The organism is Streptomyces gobiensis, from assembly GCF_021216675.1.
GTDB classification, from domain to species: domain Bacteria; phylum Actinomycetota; class Actinomycetes; order Streptomycetales; family Streptomycetaceae; genus Streptomyces; species Streptomyces gobiensis.
Window position 1 is genome coordinate 5,093,157 of sequence record NZ_CP086120.1, and the last position, 22,192, is coordinate 5,115,348.

Below are 22,192 nucleotides of genomic sequence, written 5' to 3' on the forward strand. Positions count from 1 at the left end.
TCATCGAAGAGCCAATGTGATGTTAACGCACACCTCACGTACTGTTCCCGAGGTGTTTCACGAGCCTGAGGGGCTTCCTCCCAGCAGTCGGAAGAGCTTCTTAACGTGATCTTGTCGGCAGTTGGCGTTGCGTTCCCGGGATTCATTGTCACCGGTAGCGGAACGGGTCTTTCCTCTTCGCAATCGTCCACCGCCGGCCTGTCAGGCCTCGGCAAGCGGGACGTGGATACCTACTGGAGGGAAGGTGTGTCCCCCATGACCAGTTCACCCGGGCTGCCCATGGAAGCCCCAACGCAGAAACCTCGCGGACGGCTGGAGCGGCTGGGCATACCCCGGCCGCTGGCCTGGGGGTTTCTCGGTGTACTGATCTTTATGATCGGTGACGGGGTGGAGTCCGGTTACCTGTCGCCGTACCTGATGGAACGTGGCGTCTCCAAGGACTGGGTGGCGCTGATCTTCACCGCCTATGGGATCACCGCCAGCATCGCGGCATGGCTGTCGGGCGCGCTGTCGGAACTGTGGGGGCCGCGCCGGGTGATGTGGGCGGGCCTGGGGATCTGGGCGCTGTTCCACGTTGTCTTCCTGGTGGTGGCGGTGCCGAGCGGCAGCCCGGTGATCCTCATGCTCAGCTACGCCTTGCGGGGATTCGGCTATCCACTGTTCGCCTTCGGCTTCCTGGTGTGGGTCGCCTCCGCCACGCCGCAGTCCCGGCTGGGCAGTGCCGCCGGCTGGTTCTGGTTCGCCTTCACCGGGGGGCTGCCGACGCTCGGCTCCCTGGTGGCCAGCGGGCTGATCCCGCAGATCGGGGCGTACTGGACGCTGTGGTTCGCCCTGGGCCTGGTGACGGCCGGTGGTTTCATCGCACTGCTGGGCGTGCGCGAGCGCACCGGCTTCCACCGTCTGGCGCCCCCCGGCGAGCGCCCGCTGGTGACGCTGCTGGGAAGTGTCACGATTCTGTGGCGCAGACCACGGGTGGGCCTGGGCGCCCTGGTCCGGGTCATCAACACAGCGCCGCAGTTCGGCTACCTGGTATTTCTGCCGATCTTCTTCACCGAGACGATCGGCTTCAGCCTCGAACAGTGGCTGCGGCTGCTGACGGTGATGTTCGCGGTCAATATCGTGTTCAACCTGATCTTCGGCATCCTCGGGGACAAGCTGGGCTGGCGGCGCACCATCGCCTGGTTCGGCGGCCTGGGCTGCGCGGTGACCACCCTGCTCCTGTACTACGTACCCACCGCGAGCCAGAACTACGGTCTCGCGCTGCTGGTCGCGGGACTCTACGGAGCCACGCTGGCCGGTTATGTGCCGCTGTCCGCGCTGATGCCGTCGCTGGTTCCCCGGCACAAGGGCCAGGCCATGTCCGCGCTGAACCTCGGGGCCGGGGCGAGCGTGTTCACCGGCCCCGCGATCGTGGGCATCTTCCTGGGCACACTCGGCGTGGTCGGCGTGATGTGGATCTTCGCTGGACTGTATGTGGCCAGTGCGGTGATGACCCTGTTCCTGCGCCTGCCCGGCGAGCAGGAGACCCCGGGAGGGAGCGCGGAGGAGCGGGCCGGGCAGCCCGGCGCCCAGGTCGACAGCCCGCTCGCGCCGAGTCCCTCGCCCTAGGACTGGGCGAGGACCTGATCCGACGCGTCCATGAGGGCCGGAGGTCTCCCACTCTCGGGTGGGAGACCTCCGGCCTTCCGTACGAGTAGCGGTGGCGGGCGGGGGGAACCCGGGTCGTCCAGACAGAAAGCGAGGCGAACTCCCATGATCGGATCCCTACGTCACCGATCAGCCGAGACCGCCGAGACGCCCCAGACGGCCCAGACGGCCGAGCACTCGGTGGGAGAGCTGGTCAAGCAGGCATCGCAGCAGCTGTCGGAACTGGTCCGCCGGGAGATGCGGCTGGCGCAGGCAGAGATGGCCGGGAAGGGCAAACGAGCGGGACTGGGCGGCGGGATGTTCGGCGCCGCCGCGGTGGTCGCGTTCCTCGCGTTCCAGGCGTTGCTGGTGGCCGCGATCGCCGCTCTGGCCCTGGTTCTGCCTCTCTGGGCCGCCGGCCTCATCGTCGCGGGCGCGCTGCTGGCCGTGGCGGGCCTTCTGGCGCTGACGGGCAAGCAGCAGGTGTACAGCGCGACGCCGCCGATGCCGGAGCGGGCGATCGGCAGCATGAAGGCGGACGTCGCAGAGATCAGGGAAAGGGCACACCGATGAGGCACCATGCCGGAACAGACGGCCGCCCCGGAGTCAGCGAACGGGAGCTGCGGGACGCGGTGGAGCAGACCCGTGAGCAGCTGGGCGAAACAGTGGAGGAGCTGGCAGCCAAGTTTGATCTGAAGGCCAAGGCCCAGGAGAGGGCCGCGCACGTCAAAGAGCGCGCTGAGCGGACCGCCCGCAGCGGGCCGGGGCCGCTGATAGCCATGGGCGCCGGGGCGCTTGTCGCCGTGATGCTGCTGCGCCGGCTGCTCAGCGGAAGGCGGTGCTGAGCATGGGCAAGCTGCTCTACAAGCCGCTGGGCATGCTGTTCGGCGTGCTCGGCGGCATGCTCGCGGGTGTGATCTTCAGGCGGCTGTGGGGGCTGATTACGGGTGAGGACGACGCCCCCGAGGCCACCGACGAGGAACGTGGCTGGCGCGAGGTACTCCCGGCGGCAGCGCTGCAGGGCGCGGTCTTCGCCGCGGTCAAGGCGGCGGTGGACCGTGGCGGGGCCACGGGCGTACGCCGGGTGACCGGCCGCTGGCCCACCTGACCCACGCGCCTCACTGGTTCTCGCCGGGCTCGCCCTGATCCAGGCCCTGCTCGTCGCCGCGTGGCCGTCGTGGCCATTTACGTGTGTCGCGTGGCCTGACGTACGGCTCTTCCTCCCGGGGATGTCCACCCGCGATGGCCCGTTCCCGCGAGAGTTCGGCGTCGAATTCCAGGCCGAGCAGGATCGCGAGATTGGTGAGCCACAGCCAGATGAGGAAGATGATGACACCGGCCAGCGTGCCGTAGGTCCTGTTGTACGAGCCGAAGTTGGCCACATACAGGGCGAAGCCCACCGAGGCGAGCAGCCAGATGAGCACGGCCAGGAAGCTGCCCGGCGTCAGCCAGCGGAAGCCCCGTTCCTTGACATTGGGTGCCGCCCAGTAGAGCAGGGCGATCATCAGCACCACGAGCAGCACCAGAACCGGCCACTTGGCGATCGCCCAGACGGTGACCGCGGTGTCGCCGAGCCCGATGGTTTCGCCCGCCCGCTCGGCCAGCGGGCCGGTGAAGACCACGATCAGCGCGCTCAGGACCAGCAGAATCATCAGCAGCACGGTCAGACCCAGCCTCAGCGGGGTGGTCTTCCAGATGGGACGGCCCTCCGGAAGGTCGTATACCGCGTTGGCGGCCCGGATGAACGCGGCGACATAGGCGGAGGCGGCCCACACGGCGCCCACCAGGCCCACAACGGCGAGAATGCCTCCGGTGGTGCTGCTCTCCCGCAGCTCCTCCACCGCCGAGTTCAGCGTGTCACGCACCGCTCCGGGGGCCAGCTGCTGGATGTTGTCCAGGACCGTCCGGGCCGCCGCCGCGCCGATCACGCCCAGCAGCGACACGAGGACCAGTATCGCCGGGAAGATCGACAGCACGCCGAAGTAGGTGAGGGCGGCGGAGCGGTCCGGCAGCTCGTCTTCGCTGAACTCCTTTCCGGTGCGTCGAAGCACCGCCCACCAGGACCGTCTGTGCAGATCGGTGGGGCGATCCGGCGCCGCCGCCACGACCTCCTGACTGGGTCCGGTGCCTACGGCGAGTTCTTCCCCGCTGTGTTCTGCCTCGCGGCGTTCTGCCTCGTGGCGTTCTGCCTCGCTGTGTACTTCCGCGCTGTGTTCTGCCTCGCTACGGTCTTCCGCGCCGTGTTCTGCCTCGTCACGTCTGTCGTTGTCGTGCTGCGCCATGGCGTACCCCTCGTTGTGGTCACTGCGGCGATCGGGTCCCCCGGATCGCCCGGACCAATCCGGCGGCCCGGAGCCACTGGGCTGCCGGAGCCCCGGTCACACCTCGGTGACCTGGGCTTCCAGGCAGGGGCAGGCCCACCCGGGTGGCGAGCGGTGGCGGCTCCGGAGCTTGGGGCTGAGGGTGGAGGTTAGCGAGCGTCCCCGGCCGGGTGACCGCTGCGGGCCGTACGCACGCACTGGAGGCGAGGTGAGCGGATTGTCGGCCATGGGGGCCACACCACGGGCGGTACAGGGTGCGCCCTGCTGGGTGAGTCTGATGGTGCGCGACCTGGAGGCCGCACAGGCCTTCTACGGCGCGGTGCTGGGCTGGGAGTACGAGCCCGGCGACCAGGGCCGACGAGGCGATTCCATTGCCCTCGCTCAGGGTCTGCCGGTCGCCGGTCTGCGGGAGACGGCCCAGCAGATGGGGATGCCGGTCTCCTGGACCGCGTATTTCAAGGTCGACAGCGCTGACAGCGTGGTGGAACGCATCCGGGAACGCGGTGCCACGGTCGCCGTCGGGCCGCTCGCGTTCAGCAAGGGCCGGGTGGCCTGGGCGGCGGACCCGGCCGGCGCGGTGTTCGCCATCTGGGAGGGCGACGTGGCGAACTGGCAGTTCACCCGCAGCGTCGGCGCACCGACACGGCTTGAGCTGCGCACCAGGGATCCGTTCGCCATGGCGCTCTTCTACGGAGAAGTGTTCGAGTGGGACACCGACCAGGGCACCCATGATATCCGCTACGAGCACGACCAGGTGATCCTGCGCATCGGCGGACACTCGGTGGCCCACTACTCCGGCGGAGCGGTCGAGTCCGCACCCGATCCGCGCGTCCGGCCCCGGTGGCACATTTATTTCTTTGTGGACGACGTCGATGCCGCGGCGCAGCGGGCCACCGAAGCGGGCGGTTCCGTTGTGGCACCGCCGAGCAACTCACCCTTCGGCCGCGTGGCCGGGCTGCGGGACCCGCAGGGCGGCCTCTTCGATATCGCGTCCGATGTCTGACCACGCGCGCTGACTGCCACTATTCGACTGCCGCTCTTCGCGGGCCAGTTCGCGTACCACCGACATATCGTCAAAGGGGATCAGCTCGTCACCGACTGCCTGGTGCGGTTCGCTGCCCTTCCCTGCCACGAGGACGATGTCCTGCGGCCGTGCGGCGCCGAGGGCGTACCGGATCGCCGCACGACGATCGGTGACTCGCTGGAACGGTGTGCCCGTCGCCATGAGCGCGGGAGTGACCTGGTCGAGAATCGCCTCGGGCGATTCGGTGCGCGGGTTGTCCGAGGTGAGGACGCACAGGTCGGAGAGCTCGCCGGCGATCCTTCCCATGGGGGCGCGCTTGGTGGGATCCCGGTCACCGCCGCAGCCGAAGACGGTGATGATCCGGTCAGCAGCGAACCCGCGGATGGTGGTGAGGACCTTCTCCAGGGAATCCGGCGAATGGGCGTAGTCCACGATCACGGTGGCACCTCGCGGCGTATCCCACCGTTCGAGCCGTCCCGGGACGGCCGGCATACGGTCGAGCGCGCTGACGAGCGCGTCCAGGTCGTGCCCCAGAAGATGACAGGCCGCCACCGTGGCCAGCGCGTTGGACACCGAGAAACGCCCCGGCACGGGGATCGCCGCCGCGAACTTCCGGTCGCCGTGGTGCAGCGTGAAGCGGGTTCCCGCCGCGTCCGAGTCAAGGTCGGTCGCCCGGTAGTCCGCTTCGGTGTCCAGAGCGTACGTGGTCACGGCTCCGGGCATCAGCGCCTGGATCCGGTCGCTGACCGGGTCGTCGGCGTTGACCACCGCACGGCTGCACAGGCCCTGGAACAACCGCAGTTTGGCGGTCGTATAGCTCTCCATCGTGCCGTGGTCGTCCAGGTGATCCTGCGTGAGGTTGGTGAAGACCCCGACATCGATGAAGGTCCGGTCCACCCGGTGGGTGAGCAGGGCCATGGACGTGGCCTCCAGCACGACGGTGCTGGTGTTGCGGTCGCGCATGTACCCCAGCAGATACTGGAGTTCGGGTGACTCGGGGGTGGTGAGTACGGACCTGGGCATCGGGATCATCACGCTGCCGATACGGCTGCCGGCCGTCCCGATGACCCCGGTCCTCGTACGCTCAGCGGTTCTGAGGAGCGCCTCGACCATGTAGGACACGGACGTTTTCCCATTGGTGCCGGTGACCGCCACCATCTCCATGGACCGTCCCGGCTCGCCGTAATACCGGGCGGCGGCGACCGGTGTGACGGTACGGGTGTCCGGCACCCGCACCACACATACGTTCTCCGGCATGTCCCGTGGCCCCGAAGTGTCGCCTTCGATGATGACCGCGACCGCGCCGCGGTCCACCGCCTGCCCGATTTCCTCCGGCCCGCCCTCAGCATGGCCCGGTACCGCGATGTACAACGAGCCAGCCGTCAGCCGGAGGACGTCGAAGCTCATTCCCGCGGTGACCGGTGTTCCCGGGTCACCCTGGAGAACCTGGTAGTCATGCCCGTCAAGCAGTTCGCTCAGTTTCAACAAGTGTCCCGTCGAGGGTTGGTGACTCGGTTATCCGTTCCGGTCCGCGATGCCTCCGCGATGCCTCCGCGATGCCTCCGCGATGAGCCCGCGAAGCTCAGGAGCTCTGTGCTGCGCGGGGCGCCGGACGTCCCGATGCGCCGGAGCGGGCTGATGAGGAGCGGCGGGCCTGGGCCGGCCGACTGCGGCGGCCACGAGAGGAGTTCGCGCTGCGCTTGGGGCGCTCGGGGGCCGGTGCGGCGATGATGACCGGGACGCCGGAGGGCGCCTGGGCGCCGGTGATGCGGGTGAGTTCGGCGCTGCCGGAACGGACCTGGGTGGTGTGCGGGGTGATCCCGGCGGTGGCCATGAGCCGGTTCATCTCGCGCCGCTGGTCCGGCAGGACCAGGGTGACCACGCTGCCGGACTCACCGGCCCGGGCGGTACGGCCGCCACGGTGCAGGTAGTCCTTGTGGTCGGTCGGCGGGTCCACATTCACGACCAGATCGAGATTGTCGACGTGGATGCCACGGGCGGCGACATTGGTGGCGACCAGGACGCTGACGTCCCCGCTCTTGAAATGCTCCAGCGTGCGGTTGCGCTGCGGCTGGGACTTCCCGCCGTGCAGCGCGGCGGCTCGTACACCGCTGCGCAGCAGGTCCCGGGCCAGCCGGTCGACGGCGTGCTTGGTGTCCAGGAACATGATCACCCGGCCGTCGCGGGCCGCGATCTCGGTGGTCGTCGCGTGCTTGTCGGGACCGTGGACGTGCAGTATGTGGTGCTCCATCGTGGTCACGGCGCCCGCCGACGGGTCTACCGAGTGGACCACGGGGTCGTTCAGGAACCGGCGCACCAACTGGTCGACGTTACGGTCCAGTGTGGCCGAGAACAGCATCCGCTGACCGTCCGCACGCACCTGCTGGAGCAGGGCGGTGACCTGGGGCATAAAGCCCATGTCGGCCATCTGGTCGGCCTCGTCGAGGACGGTGATCCGCACCTGGTCCAGGCGGCAGTCACCGCGCTCGATCAGATCCTTCAGCCGCCCCGGAGTGGCGATGACCACCTCGGCTCCGCCGCGCAGCGCACCGGCCTGGCGCCCGATGGACAGTCCGCCGACCACCGTGGCCAGCCGCAGCCCCAGCGCCAGCGCATACGGGGTGAGGGCGTCGGTGACCTGCTGTGCGAGTTCCCGGGTGGGCACCAGTACCAGTCCCAGCGGCTGACGCGGCTCGGCTCGCTGTCCCGCCATACGGGCCAGCATCGCCAGACCGAAAGCGAGGGTCTTGCCCGAACCGGTACGCCCCCGCCCCAGGACGTCACGGCCGGCGATCGAGTTCGGCAGGGTGGCCGCTTGGATGGGGAACGGCTCGGACACACCCTGGCGGGTGAGCGCCGTCAGCAGGGGCGCGGGCATATCCAGCTCCGCGAAGGAAGCGACCGCGGGCAGGGACGGTGTGCTGCTCTTCGGCAGTGCGAACTCGCCCGTCACCGCGGCGACGGCCTTACCGCCCTGGCGCCTGGGTTTGCTATGGGGCCGGCCGGCTGCGCCATTGCCGGTACGGTTACGGGTGTAGCGGTCTTTAGCACGATTAGTGCGGTTCATAGGGAACCTTCCTCGATGCGGCGCGTGTCGAGGAAACCCCAGCGGCAAAGAGGCCGTCTAAGAACCACATGAACGAGCCGAAGCGTGTGAAAACGAAATCTGCATGCGGACATCGTGCGCCCGGGCCTAGAACAGGCCGACGCTGTCTGTCTGCGGAAACTGCGGAAACTGCGGAAAAAAGGTGGCGGCCAAAGGGGCCAGGGCTGCGGATCTGCGTCCGGCCGTGGCCAGGCCTGTACGGTTGCCATCCGCCATGCGGCGGCACATCACCGCGGCTGAGTGAAGCTGAAGCCTTCTTTGCTGTGGCCAGTAGCCATTTTCTCTCTCCCTCGGGGCAGTTCCGGGGGCCTGCGGTCCGCAGGTCCCTCGTCGCCGCGATGATTGCCCCGTCCGGAGAACAGCACCGGAAAACAAAAGCGCGCCTGGTGGTTCAGAAACCAGCAGGCGCACACAACTCTCATGGGAACCACAACTGCAACTTTCCACAACGGTAGCACAGTCGGGGCCGCCGCGTACCGGTGGCCGGGGGATCTTCCCCGCAGGGGGCCCCTCCGGCCGTCCGGCGAGGCATACTGGAAGCAATGACTAAGCCAATCGTGCCCCGGCGTCACCTGCCGACGAGCCCCTTCAGCGCCCCATCCGTCCCCCCGCCCAAGCTGTTCGCCGTGGGCGACCGGGTGACGCACGACCAGTACGGACTCGGCCGGGTCGTCGGTGTCGAGGACGGGATCGCGGCCCTTGTCGATTTCGGCTCCCGGCAGGTACGTGTCGTGAGCCCATACACCAAGATGTCCAAGCTCTGAGACCGATCGCCGCGCCGTCAGGCGTCTTGCGGATACCAGCGCAGCTCGATGGTGTTGCCGTCCGGGTCGCTTACGTAGAGTGATTGACCGGTGCCCCGGGCGCCGAAGCGTTCACCGGGGCCGTCCAGGACCGTGAAGAGGCCGGAGTCGATGACCCGCTGCCAGTCGAGGGGCTCGACGACCAGACAGATGTGGTCGACATTGGAGCCTGCCGGGGAGTCCTGTGGGCGCTGCACGAGATCGATGATGGTCGTCGGGCCCACGCGCACCGAAGGAAAGGGCGCCTTGCCCGCGCGCCACGCGTCGACACGGACCGGCTCAAGACCGAGCGGGCCGCAGTAGAAGTCCAGAGAACGTTCGATGTCGGCGACGTTGAGGACAAGATGGTCGAAGTCGATCACGCGCATGGTGGCTCCATGAGGTCGTGCCGTATCAGGCAGGCCGGACGGGTCTAAGCACGCTGAGCAACCGGCCAGTGAAACAGCTCCGCCGATGGGAAATGGGCGGTAAGAGTAAAACACGCTGGAGCCGCAAATCTCCTCGTTGGTACAGGCCTTGTTGGTACAGGCCTTTGGTATGTCCAACTGTTCTCCTGGGTGTCGCTCCGCATTCGCTGCGCTGGCGGGCGAACTCGGCCCGCGGGTATCGGTATTGGGCGGATGATCGGGCGGGCGGAGGTACCATTTCGGTGCTCGGCTGTTCGGGTCGAGCGGTATGCTCGAACGTGTGTGCCGGGTGGGTGGTAGGTCCTTGAGCTGGTGCGCTCTGCGGTTTGCAGGTGTCAGGGCATGGCAACTTCCCCGGCAGGCCAACTCCTGCTAATCCTCACCGATTTACTCGGGTGTGCGTGAGGCTGAGGGACCTGTAGCGAGTTTGAATAGTTCTTCATGAACCTCTTCCCCCGGCCTCTGATCGTGGATCAGAATGACGCCCCCCACAGGTGGTACACGAAAGGCCCGGAATCCGCATGCCTGATGGCCGCGAAGTCGCCTCGTCCGACGCCGAACTCACCGAATCCGTGAGAGGGGGCGAGAGCGAAGCGGCGGTGGCAGAGCTGTACCGCCGCCATCGTGGTGCCGTCTTCGCCTATGCCCTCACCTGCTGCCGTGACCCCCACACCGCCGAGGACCTGACGTCCGAGGCGTTCACCCGCACCATTCAGGCCGTACGCTCCGGAGGCGGACCGGAGGCCGCCTGGCGTCCGTATCTCCTCACCGCCGTCCGCCGTACCGCCGCTGACTGGGCCAGGACATCCCGCCGCACCGAGCTGTCCACCGACTTTGAGCAGTGGGCCACCGACCCGGCCCGGGCTCCGGACGCCGAGAGCGGCGAGGAGCGGATGCTGCGCCGGGAAGACAACCGGCTGGTGCTGCACGCCTTCCGCTCCCTGCCCGAACGCTGGCAGACGGTGCTGTGGCACACCGTCGTCGAGGAGGAGCCAGCCGCTGAGGTCGGCACCCTGCTGGGCATCGGCGCCAGCGGCGTCGCCTCACTCGCCTCCCGCGCCCGCGAAGGACTGCGCGAGGCCTACCTCAACGCACATATCGACCGCACCTCCCACGCCGACGACTGCCGCCGCTTCAGCGCTCTGCTCGCCGCCACCGTGCGCCGCTGTGGCCGTCGGCCCAACAAGGACTTCGAACGGCATCTGGACAACTGCGCGCGCTGCCGCCGCGCACTGCTGGAACTCACCGACCTCAACGAACGTATACGGGCGTCGCTCGCGGCGGAAATCCTGCTGTGGGGCGGCTCGGCCTATCTCGCGGCGCGGGCGGCCGAGGGCGTGGCGAGCGCCACGGCCGCGGTATACGCACCGCAGGGCGTCGGCCCCGACGGCGGTGGCGCGGGCCTGCTGGCCAAGGCGAAGGCGTCACCCCTGGCCATGGGTGCGGCGCTGGCCGCCGTCGCGGCCGGGGCTTTTGTCATACCGATGCTGCCGTTCGACGGTGGTGAGGGGGAGCAGCGCTCCAGCCCGCCGGCGGCGCACACCAACGCCCCGCCGCCGGCCACCGTTACGGCGAGTGCCACGGTCACGGTGACGGCGAGCGCCAGCCCGTCACCTACGCCCACGCCCACGGTCGGCAGCAGCCGCCCGGCCAGTACCGCGCCGCCTGCCAGACCGCCGAAGCCGTCACGGCCCTCGCGTCGCCCCTCGCCCACCGGGCCTGGGCCGGTGCTGGTGTCCACCACCCTTGTCAACGCGGGCAACGGCGCCTGCGTCGATACCTACGAAAAGACGGTCGTACAGAACCCCTGCGACGGCAGCAGGAGGCAGACCTGGGAGTTCATCGCGGCCAAGGACTCCGACGACCGGGGGTTCGGCTGGCTTCGCAACGCCGCGTCCGGCCACTGCCTCGACTACAGCCAGCGGCCCGAACGTGACCACACCGGCGCCGTCTACATCTTCGCCAAGCAGTGCCCCTGCCGTACGGACGGCACCGGACAACTCTTCGCCCCCTACCAGGCGCATGACGGCAGTTACTTTGTGAACACCCGGCCGGAGGACTCGCTGGGCGACCGCATGCAGCTGGGCATGCATCGCTGGTGGAAGGACGAAGGAAGGGCAGCGCCCCCGGAGAATCAGCGCGTCGTGATCACATACAACTACTACGGCTCGGCCGCCCTGCGCTATCGGGCCGACTTCTGAACGGGCCCTCCGCGACTGGTAAAGCCTCCGCAAGCCGCGGAACGGCCTCACCAGATGCCCTCTCTTCCCTGTCGCTCTGTCATGTGCCCATTCCTCCCCCAAGGATTTCTCATGCCACGACGCGTCCTGACGCATCTGCGGTACCTGCACTTCGCGGATGCACACATCACTCAGCTGGTACCGCACGGCCGGGGGAACTCCTTCCAGGCCATCGTCCTGCGCCACTGGGCGGCCGTGGCCGCCTACCTCCACACCTGCTTCAGCCACCCCCCGACCGCGCTGCTCAACACCGAACGCGTCTTCAGCCACAACTACGAGGACACAGCCCGCTCCCGAATCGACCCGACGATCTCCTGGCGGGTACATCTGCTGGTCACGGCCCGTGCGCTGGCGCTGCGGGAGTGGAGTCGTGCCCCGGAGTCCCCGGTGTTCTCCGACGGCTTCCGGGCCTGGGCGGAGAGCGGAGGCACCTGGCCGCTGACCGTCAGCCCGCATCTCACCGAGGCGTACGGCCGCCTGCCCGGTGGTTCGCGGTCGGCGCTGTGGCACAGTGTTGTGGAAGCCGACCCGCCCGCACTCACGGCACAGGTGCTGGGCATACGGCGCCAGGACGTCGGGGCGTTGACGGACCGGGCGCGGACGAGTCTGCGGCAGACCTATCTGAAGCTGCACCACCGCAGGGCCGCCGCCGTGTGGGACGAGCCTGCCGGGCTCCGCCGGAAGGAACAGCCGGACCTGGCCGATCTCGACGGCCAACTGCGGGCTCAGCTGCCCGTGATACTGCTCGGGTGGTGGGACGGCGTTCGCTACGTCGAGGCGCGTACCACGACGCGGACACCGGCCGCCCCACTCCCTTTTCTCCGGCAGGCGAACGGCGGGCGTATCACAGCCCGTTGACGCGTGCCTCGCGGTCGATCTCCACCGCGGAACCACCGGCCGCTCCGCGCATCATGCGCCGCTTCGCGCGGGAGCGGCCGTGACGGACCTCCGCTGCCAGCCGCTCACTGCGCAGCGCCAACTGGAGCTCGAATCGGCTGTGCGGATCCCGTAGCGCCGAGCCGTAGAGCTTCTCGATCTGCCGCATGCGGTACCTGACGGTCTGCGGGTGCACCTTGAGGATTTTCGCCGCCTCGTGCGCGCCTCCGCACTCGAGCCAGGCGAGCAGCGTCTCGACCACGCGCTCGCTCTGCCTGGGGGTGAGATCCGCGAGAGGTTGCAGCCAGCGCTTGGCGAACAGCCCGGCCAAAGAGGCGTCCTGAAGCAGCAACAGTGTCGACAGGTGTTCGTCCACATAGACCAGGCGAGTGCCCGGGTCGTGGAGGTCTGGAATCAGATCCAGCAGGCCGCGTGCCCAGCGCAGTGAGGAGCCAGCGTCAGCCAGCGGAACGGCGGGGCCGACTGCCGCGGTACGGCCGCGCAGCAGCCTGCCGAGCAGTTCCCGGGTTCCCGCACCCGGGTCATCCGGGTCGGGGAGCAGCAGATATGTCCCCTGACCTGCTGAGTCGGCGAGGACGGCGGAGTCATCCAGGGCGTGGAGCGGCGCCCCTGGGCGGGGCAGGACCGCAACGGCCCGCACCGTGTTGGGCAGGGCCCAGCCAGCGGACCGGGCCAGTTCGGTCACGGTGCTGTGCGGAACCGGCGCCTCGGCGGTGAGTGCCTCAAGGAGCCGTTGCTGTGGGGTCCGTCGGTCGCGCCCCACGGCGTCGGACGTCGTCACCCGGCTGAGAACCGTGCGGACGGCCCGTTCCACCCCCGTACGGACCGTGCCGGATGACTTCGGGACCTCCTCCCGGATCGCCTCGGTCAACGCCTCTATCAGGGAAGGAAGGTGCCCGCGAAAGGTGCTGGCGGTATCGCGCGCAAGCCGGGGTCGGGGGCTTTGCAGGGTTGCACACATGTCTACCTCATCGGCATGACGGTTTCGGGCTGTCGCTCGGTGGGAGCGATCGACTGCATAGGGAGGACAGTCCAACCGGCTTGTCCATCCCGCGACTTTGCCCGACCTTTACCAACTGACTGCCGTGGGTGCACTGTGGTGCAGACCATTAAGCTCCAAAATTCATCGCATTACTCTCGAATTCGGTCGTCTGTTACCCGGTATTCAAGCATTCACGTATTCAACGGTTCCGCGCCGGCCGGCGGTGGCGAGACGGGATGCTGCGGCGTGTGGGGGAGTGGCGGCGGGGTGGGGGTGTACGGGCACTCGGGCTGCCTGACCGGTGGGCGGTGATCCGCGCACGACGCCAGCAGCGCGCCACCGAGGGCGATACCGGCCACCAGACCGATGATGGTGAGCGCTGTGCCGGACCGGTTCAGTACCCTCACCGAGGGCCGGTGCGTGCCATGCGCGCGGCTGCGGCTTCCGCTGCGGCTACGTGGCCTCGGCCGCCGAGACGGCCCGGGGAACCTGGGCGGCGGCGGCCCGCCTCCCGCCGGTGTCCGATGCCTTGCCCGTCCCACCGCCCGACCCGCCGCTCGTTCCGCTGTCCGTCCCATTTCCCGTGCCAGAAACGGCGGATCGGTGAGCGGCACCGATACGGACGCTTTGACCCGCAGATACTCCGAGCCCGGCCACCAGCCCAGCAGCCGTTGCGGCAGCTGGACCGCCAAGCGGGAGTCGAGGTGGGCCAGATCCTCGTAGACAGACCGGCAGTCCGTGCAGACACTCAGATGCCCGGTGGACGTGTCGGCCAGCGGAGCCGTGGCGGGAAAGCCCAGTTGTGCGATCGTTTCCCGGCAGTCCTCCCGATCCAGCCGTTCGAGATACAGGCTTGTACGAGACTGGAAGAGCATGCTGCGGGCCTGCTCACCGTGGAACTGGAGCTGTCGGCGGTCCAGTCCGGTGATGCGGGAAACCGATTCGGGATCGTCCTGCTCCACCACTGTGTGCCACAGCAGGCACTGGGCGGCGGACGGCAGCCGCTGAAAGGCCTGCGCCAGATGGAAGTCGTCCTCCAGGGACCAGCGTGATCCGCTCTCCGTCCAGGCCCGGAACGCCATGGACAGGGCCCCACTGGCCCGGTAAGACCGCCCGGTCGCGCCGTCCCGCACGCTGTCCAGAAGTTGGCACCGCACCGTCCCGGAGTGCCATCGTGCCAGGGAGTAGTCCCTGGACAGCAGCTTGTACAGCAGCCGGGAGAACGCGTAGTCCGTCAGCTCATGGGCTTCCACGGGGGACGGCATGCACGACGTGGCATAGGCGTACGCGGCCGCGTAGTGGCGACGGTAAAGATCACGAAATAGCTCGACTCGCCCCTCCCGCACTTCGTGTATGAGATCGGCGTCGGAGAGCGAACGGAGGGAATGCCGTGGCGACAGCAAGTCGCGGACCAGAGGCATCTGGGGGGACCTTCCGCTGGAGGCGATTGCACGGGCAGGATGATGCCGAATTGCGGCCGGGCGCTGTCGCTTTACTCCTGAAACGACAAAGAATTCCCGAGTTGCCGAGGGCTCCCTACAGTGCTGTGCCGGACCGGAGCGGCTCCCGTATGAAGATGGTCTCGGAACCTCAAAAACACGGTTGCAAGCGATCAAAACTGGGCAGGGCTGTGATCGCTTTATCACCCCCCTCAGCTCCCCAACCGGAGAGGTTTCATGGACAACGACCTCGTCATCGACAGCGCCGCGGGCCGGGCGTTCGACGAGACCCAGGTGCCGCTGTACTACTCCAGGAAGACCGCGGACATCCTCTACAAGTACGGTCCGGGGCCCAGAGTCCACTTCCATATGGGCATGTTCGGCGCTGGCGAGACGCCGAACACCACCGTCTCCCAGCGCGTCATACGCCGGCGCATCATCGACTCCCAGGAGGCCGTGCTCCATCACGCGGCCAGCCTCTGGCGGGTGGCGGAGCAACCACCCGCCACCCTGCTCGACATCGGCTGCGGCCTGGGCGGCGGAGCCATCTACTGGGCCCAGGAGTTCGGCGCGTCCGTGACCGGCATCACGGTCGCCGGTGACCACATCCGTGTCATACGCGACCTCGCCCAGCAGGCCGGCGTGGCCGACAAGGTGACCCCGGTCCTCGGGGACATCCACGATCTGAAGGAAGAGCGCCGGTACGACGCCGCCGTGGCCATCGAGAGCTCCGGGTACATGGACCGCGAGCGGCTGTTCTCCGTGGTGGCCAAGGCGCTCAAGCCCGGCGGCTGGTTCGGCATCCAGGAGCACTTCCTGTGCCGTCCGGAGTGGACCGAGTTCATCGACGGCTACTACAAGACCCGTCTGGGCACCTTGACCGAGTACCTCGACGCCGCCTACGCGGCCGGTCTTGAACTGGAGCAGGACGAGAACATCACCGACCGCGTCGCCGAGTTCTGGGTGCAGTCCATGGCCTGGAGCACCGCGGAGCTGGAGAAGGCGGAGCGCACCGGGAAGCCGTCGCCGATCAAGCGTGCGCGGCTGACGGAGTCGGCGCTCACCCATGGCAAGCTGTTCCGGGTGTGGCGTGACCACGCGGTGGAGACCCGGCACCTGATCTTCCGCCTCAGGGACGACCGAATATGACCGAGACCGAGACCTCTGAACCGGCCATCGGATGGCAACTTCCCGCGTTCTACTGCCCGATCGAGACCGACATCGATATCCACCCCCAGGCAGCGGCGCTTGAGAAGCGCGCCATTGAGTGGATCGACGCCTTCGGCCTCTACCCCGACGCGACCGAACGCGCCTGGGGCCTGGCCACCCACAGTGCCGAGTTCAGCTGCCGGATCATCCCGCACGGCGACCCGGACCCACTGCTGCTCTTCATTGAGTGGAACTACTGGGCCAACGCTGTTGACGACTGGCATGACTCGGGGGCCAACGCCACCAGCACGGCGGGCATCGCCGACCACAGCGTCCGGCTGATCCGCGCCCTGGAGGCCCCGGGCTCCGCCATGCTGCCGCCGGGTCCCCTCACCGCCGCGCTGGACGACCTGGTGGCCCGTACCCGGGCCATGCTCACCCCCTTCCAGCTGCGCCGGTTCGCCGATGGGACGCGGGACTGGCTGTTCGGCGCCGGATGGCAGACCGCGAACGCCGAGCGCGGCGTCATGCCCGCCCTCAACGACTTCGCCACCATGACGGTGTCGACGAACGGGACCCGGTTCACACTCGCCTTCAGCGATATCTCCAACGGCATCCAGCTGTCGCCGGAGGTGTTGTACTCGGCCCCCGTACAGGCCCTGACCGACGCGGCCGGTTTCATCGTGAGCAGCGACAACGACCTGTTCTCCTATGCCAAGGAGGACCACCATGACCTGCCGGAGCAGAACCTCGTCAATGTCCTCGCGCACCGGAACGGCTGCTCCCCGAAGGAGGCCCTGCCGGAGGCGGTGGCCATCCGGGACCGGGTGATGACGCTCTTCCTACGGCTGCGGGAGCAGCTCGCCCAGGACGCCGACCCCGAGCTGAACCGGTACCTGGAATCCCTCGGGCACTATCTCTCCGGCTGTCTGGCGTGGATGAACACGGCCCCCCGGTACGCCAGTCCACGCAACCGCAACCCACTTCCGGTACCCGGCGCGACCTACAGCATCACCTACCGCGACACTCCCACCGACCCCAGCCCCGACCCGGTCCCCATCCCCTCCATAGCCTGGTGGTGGAACCAGCTGGACCCCTGAGCAGGAGCCCTACCCCAGCGGTAGCTGCACGAGCGTGGATTTTCCCCAACCCGGCCCCTTCCCGAAACTGGGGGGCTGCCGCCCCCAGGCCCCCACCCCGCGTTGTGGGCACTCGCAGCCCCGCGAGGGGCTGTGGGTGGGCACAACACCCGGCCACCGTCCCGCACCCGGCAAACCCCGGGGCCCCGGGGCGAAGCCCCGGTTCCGGGAAGGGGCGGGAATTGGGGAATCCCACCCCGCGGCACCCCCCGGGGCCGGGCGGAGCCCCGCCGCGCGGCGGAGCCGCATATCGGCACAGCCGGGGAGGGTGGGACTGGGAAAGGTCGCCCGGCGACTGCCTAGCCGTGCTGGTGGTCGGCGGTGTCGTGGATGTCCCAGGCCGGGAACGGATCGTCCCAGCTCGCCCACCGCGCGGCCCCCACGGTGAGTTCCGGGCCGGTGAGCAGACAGTCGGCCAGGGCCGCACGGAGTGCGTCATGGCGCAGTCCGGTGCCGATGAAGACCAGCTCCTGCCCCTGCACCGCCGTGCCGTCGCCGTGCACCCCGGAGGGTTCAAAGCGGGCCACGGCCCCGGCCTGCGACCACAGTCCGGTGACCTCAGGGCGGGTGGCGAGGGTGAAGAAGCCCTTGGAGCGCAGGACGTCACCCAGTTCGCCGTCGCTGAGCGGACCCGTGATCAGCTCCCAGAGCCTGGTGGGGTGGAAGGGGCGTGGGTCGCGGAAGACGACCGAGGAGATGCCGTACTCCTCGGTCTCGGGGATGTGGTCGCCGTTGAGCTCGGCGACCCAGCCGGGTGCCTGCTCGGCCTTGGCGAGGTCGAAGAGGCCGGTGCCCAGGAGCGCGGCGGGGTCGATCTCGCCGCGTACGGTGCGGTGGATGCGGACCGAGGGGTTGAGCCGCAGCAGAGTGGCCTCAAGGCGCTGGGCTTCTTCCTCGGTTACCAGATCGGTCTTGTTGAGCAGGAGGACATCGGCGAACTCAATCTGGTCGATGAGGAGATCGCTGACGGTGCGCTCATCGTCCTCGACCGGGGCGAGGCCACGCTCGACGAGGTCGTCGCCACGGTCGAGCTCGGCCCGGAAGCCCGCCGCGTCGACCACGGTGACCATGGTGTCCAGCTGGGCGATCTCGGTGAGGGTGGCGCCGTCATCCCGCGCGAAGGCGAAGGTCGCGGCGACCGGCATGGGCTCGGAGATGCCGCTGGACTCGATGAGCAGATAGTCGAAGCGCCCGGCACGGGCGAGCCGTTCGACCTCTTCGAGAAGGTCGTCGCGAAGGGTGCAGCAGATACAGCCGTTGGTCATCTCGACCAGCCGCTCCTCCGTACGGGAGAGCGCCGCACCGTCCCGGATCAGCGAGGCATCGATATTGATCTCGCTCATGTCATTGACGATGACGGCGACCCGCATCCCCTGGCGGTTGCTGAGGATGTGGTTGAGCAGCGTGGTCTTTCCGGCGCCGAGGAAGCCGGAGAGAACGGTCACGGGCAGTCGGCCGTCGCCGGGTGAGGTGAGCATGCCGCCATGCTAAGCAATTGGAAATCATTTTCACAAACGTCCGGCTACTGGCTGCACGCACCCCCGTCGGCACGCCGCTTCCAGCACACGACGCCGCCTGCGGTCGCGAGCAGCAGCGCCGCACCACCGGCCATGGCGGCCGTATTCGGTCCACCGAAGGAGCCGCCCACCCCGGTGCGCGGCGGGCCAGCCGGTTCGCCCCGGTCGACGGTGAATGACGCGGTCCACAGCTCGCCGCCCGGGCAGTCCCCGTTGACACCCCAGTCCGAGAACCGTTCGACGGCATGGGGGCCGTCCTCGGAGAAGCTGGCCGCGGGCGCGAGCTGGGCCTTGCCCCGGTAAGCGGGACCAGCGGCCTCGTCGGTCTCGTCCTGGCCCATGACCCGGGCCAGCTGGACCGACTCCTTGGTGAAGGCCTGGGAGCTGGCCGTAATACCGCTCGGGATGTCTCCGCTGACGCGGTCACAGCTCACAAAGATGGTGATCGGCTCACCCGGGTTGACATGCCTCGGCGCGACCTCGGCATCCGCGGCGAACGCGGAGGTGGCCGGGAGACCCATCAGACAGGCGGCACCCAGGAGTGCCGTGGACATCAGGGGCGCACGCCGCATGTGCCCTCTCCAGCTTCCCGGGCGCAGCCGCAGACTGGATCTCTGCGCAAGGGGGTTACCGCGCTCCGTCCCATCTGAACGCTAGACGCGCCGGTGGGGGTCCGCATGCCGCGCTCCGCCATCGGAGGGACCGCTCTGTTCAGCGTTCCGGGCCAGGAACCACGGCGATCGGACAACGCGCGTGCACCAGCGCCGCGTTGGTCACCGAGCCCACCGCCCGGTTGGCGCGGGGCAGCCGGTGGCGATGCCGGCCCACCACGATCAGGTCGCTGGACTCGGATGCGGCCACCAGCCGCCCCGCGGCGTCCCCCGGAGCCACCACGAACTCCACCCTGACCTGGGGATAGCGATCCTCCATGAAGATCCGGAGCCGGTCCCGCTGCGCCTGTGCGACCTCCCGGGCTATCTCCGGACCCTCGGGGTCGGTGGTCTCCGGATAGGAACCCAGCAGCGTCAGCGTGGAGAACGGCACGGGGAATGTCGTGATCACCTGAAGCAGGGAATCCCGCTGCCCCGCCTCCTGGAAGGCGAAGTCCACCACAGCGTCAATGGTCTCCCCGGGCTCAAGCCCCAGCACCACACGCCCGTACGGCTCGGCCACGGCGCCATGTCCCCGTTCCCGGTGCGGTACCACCACCACGGGACAGGCCGCGTGTGCCGCACAGGCACGGCCGTTCGATCCCAGCAGCAGGCTGGCAAACCCGCCTCGGCCACGGGAACCGAGAACAAGCAGCTGCCCCTGGGCGCCCATCTCGGGCAAGGTGGCCGCAGGCGCACCGCTGACGGTCGTATAGCGCACTTCGGGAAGGCCGGCGCGGCCTTCGAGCTGCTCCCGTACCCAGTCGAGCACCGGGTCCTGCCCGGTCGGGGGCGGCTCGGGGAGGGGCTCCGGCGCACCATGGATGTTCGGCGGCCAGGGCCATACGTGGACCACCAGCACCTCCGCGCCCCGCAGCCGGGCGGCGACCAGCGCCCACTCCAGCCCTCGCAGGCTGTGGTCGGAGCCATCCACGGCAGCGATCACCGGGAAGGTGGCCATCGCGCATCAGTCCTCTCGGGCCTCCAGGCATGGGAAGGCTTGGGAACGCTTCGGAACTTCCTGGTTCCAGGGTGCGGCCGTTCGGGCACCGGCGCGAGTCAGTGACACGGGCCTTTGACCGCATATTCCGTCATGTTCAGATCCAAGACACCGAGTTGAGCCAGCATGGCCATCTCAGTCCGTGGCTACCCGGCGTCAACCTGTGACCGGAGGTGGATATGCTTCTTCCGGTTCAGCGTACTGCGGCAGTGACCACAGTTGACCCCTGTGACGGGTATGCCCCACTGCGCTGTGTCCCGCTTGTCGTCCCGGGAACTTTCGATGTTTTGAGGGTGCTGTGCTGATGGTTCGAGCTGGATCGCCACCGGGGGGTCCCCGGTCCGCCTCGGCTGTTGTGTGGATACTCCCCACCGCGGTGACCGCCGCGGCCGCGATCATCGCCGCGTCCTTGGTGTCCTCAGGGGCACGAATACCGATCGCCTGGATCGGTCTCGCGGCCACGCTGTCGGTGGGGGTCATCGCGGCCGAGGCCGCACGCCGGGGCCGGGCTCTGGAGGCGCTGCGCGAACAGACCGCGGCCCGCGATGCCGCGCTGGCCCGGCAGGAGGCCGAGACCGTACACCTGGCCGAGATACTGCTGCCCGAGGTGGTGGAACGGCTTCGGCAGGGCGACTTCCCGGAAGATGTACGGAAGACGGTCGCCTCACGTCAGCCCGGCCCCGCGCCCGGGATCACCCCCGAATTCCAGGCCGCCCATCAGGCGGTGCTGCGCACCGTCGTGGACACGGTGTCCGCCGAAGAGGACCTGCGTGAATCCGCCCAGCGTGCGTTTGTGAACATCGCCCGCCGGGTGCAGGCCATTGTGCACCAACAGGCCCAGGAACTGCGGGATATGGAGGACCGGCACGGCCAGCGTCCCGATGTTTTCGGCGATCTGCTGCGGCTGGACCACGGCACCGCGCTGATCGGCCGGCTGGCCGACAGCATCGCCGTGCTCGGCGGTGCCCGCCCCGGCCGCCAGTGGAGCAGGCCGGTGCCGCTGTTCAGTGTGCTGCGCGGCGGTATGTCGCGGATCATCGACTACCAGCGGGTCGAGCTGCACTCCGTGTCCGAGGTGGCAGTCGTGGGCCCGGCGGTGGAGCCGCTGATCCACGCCCTGGCTGAGCTGCTGGACAACGCCACCCGCTACTCACCACCACAGACCCGGGTACATCTGACCGCTGTTGAGGTGCAGTCCGGTATCGCCATCGAGATCGAGGATGGCGGCGTCAGCATGAGCGAGGAAGCCCGCAGGCGGGCGGAACACATGCTGCAGCAGGCGCAGGAGGGAATTGACCTCAATGACCTGGGAGAGACACCACGGCTGGGCCTGGCCGTGGTGGGACGGCTGTCGCAGGCCTACAACTTCCAGGTGTCGCTGCGGCCCTCCGCCTACGGTGGTGTCCGCGCGGTGCTCGTTGTCCCGCAGGACCTGATCACCACCGCCCCCGCGACCGGCCGGGCCCATGGCATCGGCGCCTCCTCAGGCCCCCGCCCGGCCAAGGCCGTACCCCAGTCACAGTCCCAGCCGCAGTCCCAGCCGCAGCCGCAGCCGCAGCCGCAACGTCAGCCGGTCTCGGCCCCGATGCCCTCAGCCACCCCCGCCGTCTCCGACCCCAGCGACACGGCGGACGACATCCCCGTCGTTACCGAGCGGACCCCCAGCGGGCTGCCGCAACGACGCCGCAAGACCCGGGCGACCACGCCCGCCACCCCCACCCCCGCTGCCACGCCCGTCACCTCCCCCGCTCCGCCCGCTCCGGAGCCGGACGCGCCGCCTGTACAGCCCGGTATGTGGATGGCCGCATTTCAGAGCGGTCTGTCCGGTGAGACCCCGGCGACCGCACCTGCCAGCCAGAACAGTGACGAGTCGTCGGAAAAGAGTGAGTAGC

20 protein-coding genes are annotated in these 22,192 nt (G+C 68.6%); 11 read left to right on the plus strand and 9 right to left on the minus strand.

What is annotated here, in order from left to right:
• Positions 1–255 precede the first annotated feature (255 nt).
• The 4 genes from test1122_RS23640 to test1122_RS23655 all read left to right on the plus strand — a co-directional run bounded on the left by test1122_RS23640 (position 256) and on the right by test1122_RS23655 (position 2,734).
• The gene (locus test1122_RS23640; RefSeq protein ID WP_232271188.1) at positions 256–1,608 is read left to right on the plus strand and encodes an MFS transporter; all 1,353 of its coding nucleotides are present in this window, start codon (positions 256–258) and stop codon (positions 1,606–1,608) included.
• A 144-nt stretch (positions 1,609–1,752) separates the two neighbouring features.
• Positions 1,753–2,199, plus strand: coding sequence for a phage holin family protein (locus test1122_RS23645; protein ID WP_232271189.1), 447 nt, complete (start codon positions 1,753–1,755; stop codon positions 2,197–2,199).
• Positions 2,196–2,471, plus strand: a complete 276-nt coding sequence (locus test1122_RS23650; protein ID WP_232271190.1) for a DUF3618 domain-containing protein — start codon at positions 2,196–2,198, stop codon at positions 2,469–2,471. Before test1122_RS23645 ends, test1122_RS23650 begins: the two co-directional genes overlap by 4 nt.
• A 2-nt stretch (positions 2,472–2,473) precedes the next feature.
• Entirely contained in the window at positions 2,474–2,734 is a 261-nt protein-coding gene (locus test1122_RS23655; RefSeq protein ID WP_422397047.1) for a DUF4235 domain-containing protein, read from the plus strand.
• Positions 2,735–2,744: 10 nt separating this feature from the next.
• On the opposite strand, the gene test1122_RS23660 is transcribed toward test1122_RS23655, so the two are convergent.
• Complete coding sequence (locus test1122_RS23660) at positions 2,745–3,908, minus strand: YihY/virulence factor BrkB family protein (protein WP_232271191.1); 1,164 nt, start codon at positions 3,906–3,908, stop codon at positions 2,745–2,747.
• Positions 3,909–4,173: 265 nt separating this feature from the next.
• On the opposite strand from test1122_RS23660, the gene test1122_RS23665 reads away from it, so the two are divergent.
• Complete coding sequence (locus test1122_RS23665) at positions 4,174–4,950, plus strand: VOC family protein (protein WP_422397091.1); 777 nt, start codon at positions 4,174–4,176, stop codon at positions 4,948–4,950.
• On the opposite strand, the gene test1122_RS23670 is transcribed toward test1122_RS23665, so the two are convergent.
• Both test1122_RS23670 and test1122_RS23675 read right to left on the minus strand, forming a co-directional pair.
• The gene (locus test1122_RS23670) at positions 4,879–6,456 is read right to left on the minus strand and encodes a UDP-N-acetylmuramoyl-L-alanyl-D-glutamate--2,6-diaminopimelate ligase (protein WP_232271192.1); all 1,578 of its coding nucleotides are present in this window, start codon (positions 6,454–6,456) and stop codon (positions 4,879–4,881) included. The two genes, test1122_RS23665 and test1122_RS23670, sit on opposite strands and share 72 nt — an antisense overlap.
• Before the next feature lie 97 nt (positions 6,457–6,553).
• Positions 6,554–8,038, minus strand: coding sequence for a DEAD/DEAH box helicase (locus test1122_RS23675; RefSeq protein WP_232271193.1), 1,485 nt, complete (start codon positions 8,036–8,038; stop codon positions 6,554–6,556).
• 581 nt (positions 8,039–8,619) lie between these two features.
• Between test1122_RS23675 and test1122_RS23680 the strand changes: the two genes are divergently transcribed.
• The gene (locus test1122_RS23680) at positions 8,620–8,841 is read left to right on the plus strand and encodes a CarD family transcriptional regulator (RefSeq protein WP_232271194.1); all 222 of its coding nucleotides are present in this window, start codon (positions 8,620–8,622) and stop codon (positions 8,839–8,841) included.
• Between the two features lie 17 nt (positions 8,842–8,858).
• On the opposite strand, the gene test1122_RS23685 is transcribed toward test1122_RS23680, so the two are convergent.
• Positions 8,859–9,248, minus strand: a complete 390-nt coding sequence (locus test1122_RS23685; protein WP_232271195.1) for a VOC family protein — start codon at positions 9,246–9,248, stop codon at positions 8,859–8,861.
• Positions 9,249–9,808: 560 nt separating this feature from the next.
• Here test1122_RS23685 and test1122_RS23690 point away from each other — a divergent pair.
• Together test1122_RS23690 and test1122_RS23695 are read left to right on the plus strand one after the other, a co-directional pair.
• Positions 9,809–11,488: a sigma-70 family RNA polymerase sigma factor gene (locus test1122_RS23690; protein WP_232271196.1), complete on the plus strand. Its 1,680-nt coding sequence runs from the start codon at positions 9,809–9,811 to the stop codon at positions 11,486–11,488.
• Positions 11,489–11,599: 111 nt separating this feature from the next.
• Positions 11,600–12,385, plus strand: coding sequence for a hypothetical protein (locus tag test1122_RS23695; protein WP_232271197.1), 786 nt, complete (start codon positions 11,600–11,602; stop codon positions 12,383–12,385).
• Here test1122_RS23695 and test1122_RS23700 read toward each other — a convergent pair.
• Together test1122_RS23700 and test1122_RS23705 are read right to left on the minus strand one after the other, a co-directional pair.
• Positions 12,372–13,295, minus strand: coding sequence for a PucR family transcriptional regulator (locus test1122_RS23700; RefSeq protein WP_232271198.1), 924 nt, complete (start codon positions 13,293–13,295; stop codon positions 12,372–12,374). The genes test1122_RS23695 and test1122_RS23700 overlap by 14 nt on opposite strands.
• A 302-nt stretch (positions 13,296–13,597) precedes the next feature.
• Positions 13,598–14,671, minus strand: coding sequence for a hypothetical protein (locus tag test1122_RS23705; protein ID WP_232271199.1), 1,074 nt, complete (start codon positions 14,669–14,671; stop codon positions 13,598–13,600).
• Positions 14,672–15,082: 411 nt separating this feature from the next.
• Here test1122_RS23705 and test1122_RS23710 point away from each other — a divergent pair, with 411 nt between their 5' ends.
• Complete coding sequence (locus test1122_RS23710) at positions 15,083–15,994, plus strand: SAM-dependent methyltransferase (RefSeq protein WP_232271200.1); 912 nt, start codon at positions 15,083–15,085, stop codon at positions 15,992–15,994.
• Positions 15,991–17,094: a terpene synthase family protein gene (locus test1122_RS23715; protein WP_232271201.1), complete on the plus strand. Its 1,104-nt coding sequence runs from the start codon at positions 15,991–15,993 to the stop codon at positions 17,092–17,094. Before test1122_RS23710 ends, test1122_RS23715 begins: the two co-directional genes overlap by 4 nt.
• 338 nt (positions 17,095–17,432) lie before the next feature.
• Here test1122_RS23715 and test1122_RS23720 read toward each other — a convergent pair whose 3' ends face one another.
• From test1122_RS23720 to test1122_RS23730, 3 genes are all read right to left on the minus strand, one after another.
• Positions 17,433–18,611, minus strand: coding sequence for a GTP-binding protein (locus test1122_RS23720; protein ID WP_232271202.1), 1,179 nt, complete (start codon positions 18,609–18,611; stop codon positions 17,433–17,435).
• A gap of 44 nt (positions 18,612–18,655) precedes the next feature.
• Positions 18,656–19,222, minus strand: coding sequence for a hypothetical protein (locus test1122_RS23725; RefSeq protein ID WP_232271203.1), 567 nt, complete (start codon positions 19,220–19,222; stop codon positions 18,656–18,658).
• 139 nt (positions 19,223–19,361) lie between these two features.
• Entirely contained in the window at positions 19,362–20,261 is a 900-nt protein-coding gene (locus tag test1122_RS23730) for a universal stress protein (RefSeq protein ID WP_232271204.1), read from the minus strand.
• A gap of 343 nt (positions 20,262–20,604) precedes the next feature.
• On the opposite strand from test1122_RS23730, the gene test1122_RS23735 reads away from it, so the two are divergent.
• The gene (locus test1122_RS23735) at positions 20,605–22,191 is read left to right on the plus strand and encodes a sensor histidine kinase (RefSeq protein WP_232271205.1); all 1,587 of its coding nucleotides are present in this window, start codon (positions 20,605–20,607) and stop codon (positions 22,189–22,191) included.
• Position 22,192: the final 1 nt, after the last annotated feature.

Bases quoted from the DNA above. Each gene is read 5' to 3' on its own strand.
- test1122_RS23640 (WP_232271188.1), top strand. From the start codon at position 256: ATGACCAGTTCACCCGGGCTGCCCATGGAAGCCCCAACGCAGAAACCT.
- test1122_RS23645 (WP_232271189.1), top strand. From the start codon at position 1,753: ATGATCGGATCCCTACGTCACCGATCAGCCGAGACCGCCGAGACGCCC.
- test1122_RS23650 (WP_232271190.1), top strand. From the start codon at position 2,196: ATGAGGCACCATGCCGGAACAGACGGCCGCCCCGGAGTCAGCGAACGG.
- test1122_RS23655 (WP_422397047.1), top strand. From the start codon at position 2,474: ATGGGCAAGCTGCTCTACAAGCCGCTGGGCATGCTGTTCGGCGTGCTC.
- test1122_RS23660 (WP_232271191.1), bottom strand. From the start codon at position 3,908: ATGGCGCAGCACGACAACGACAGACGTGACGAGGCAGAACACGGCGCG.
- test1122_RS23665 (WP_422397091.1), top strand. From the start codon at position 4,174: ATGGGGGCCACACCACGGGCGGTACAGGGTGCGCCCTGCTGGGTGAGT.
- test1122_RS23675 (WP_232271193.1), bottom strand. From the start codon at position 8,038: ATGAACCGCACTAATCGTGCTAAAGACCGCTACACCCGTAACCGTACC.
- test1122_RS23680 (WP_232271194.1), top strand. From the start codon at position 8,620: ATGACTAAGCCAATCGTGCCCCGGCGTCACCTGCCGACGAGCCCCTTC.
- test1122_RS23685 (WP_232271195.1), bottom strand. From the start codon at position 9,248: ATGCGCGTGATCGACTTCGACCATCTTGTCCTCAACGTCGCCGACATC.
- test1122_RS23690 (WP_232271196.1), top strand. From the start codon at position 9,809: ATGCCTGATGGCCGCGAAGTCGCCTCGTCCGACGCCGAACTCACCGAA.
- test1122_RS23695 (WP_232271197.1), top strand. From the start codon at position 11,600: ATGCCACGACGCGTCCTGACGCATCTGCGGTACCTGCACTTCGCGGAT.
- test1122_RS23705 (WP_232271199.1), bottom strand. From the start codon at position 14,671: ATGCCGTCCCCCGTGGAAGCCCATGAGCTGACGGACTACGCGTTCTCC.
- test1122_RS23710 (WP_232271200.1), top strand. From the start codon at position 15,083: ATGGACAACGACCTCGTCATCGACAGCGCCGCGGGCCGGGCGTTCGAC.
- test1122_RS23715 (WP_232271201.1), top strand. From the start codon at position 15,991: ATGACCGAGACCGAGACCTCTGAACCGGCCATCGGATGGCAACTTCCC.
- test1122_RS23720 (WP_232271202.1), bottom strand. From the start codon at position 18,611: ATGCTCACCTCACCCGGCGACGGCCGACTGCCCGTGACCGTTCTCTCC.
- test1122_RS23725 (WP_232271203.1), bottom strand. From the start codon at position 19,222: ATGCGGCGTGCGCCCCTGATGTCCACGGCACTCCTGGGTGCCGCCTGT.
- test1122_RS23730 (WP_232271204.1), bottom strand. From the start codon at position 20,261: ATGGCCACCTTCCCGGTGATCGCTGCCGTGGATGGCTCCGACCACAGC.
- test1122_RS23735 (WP_232271205.1), top strand. From the start codon at position 20,605: ATGGTTCGAGCTGGATCGCCACCGGGGGGTCCCCGGTCCGCCTCGGCT.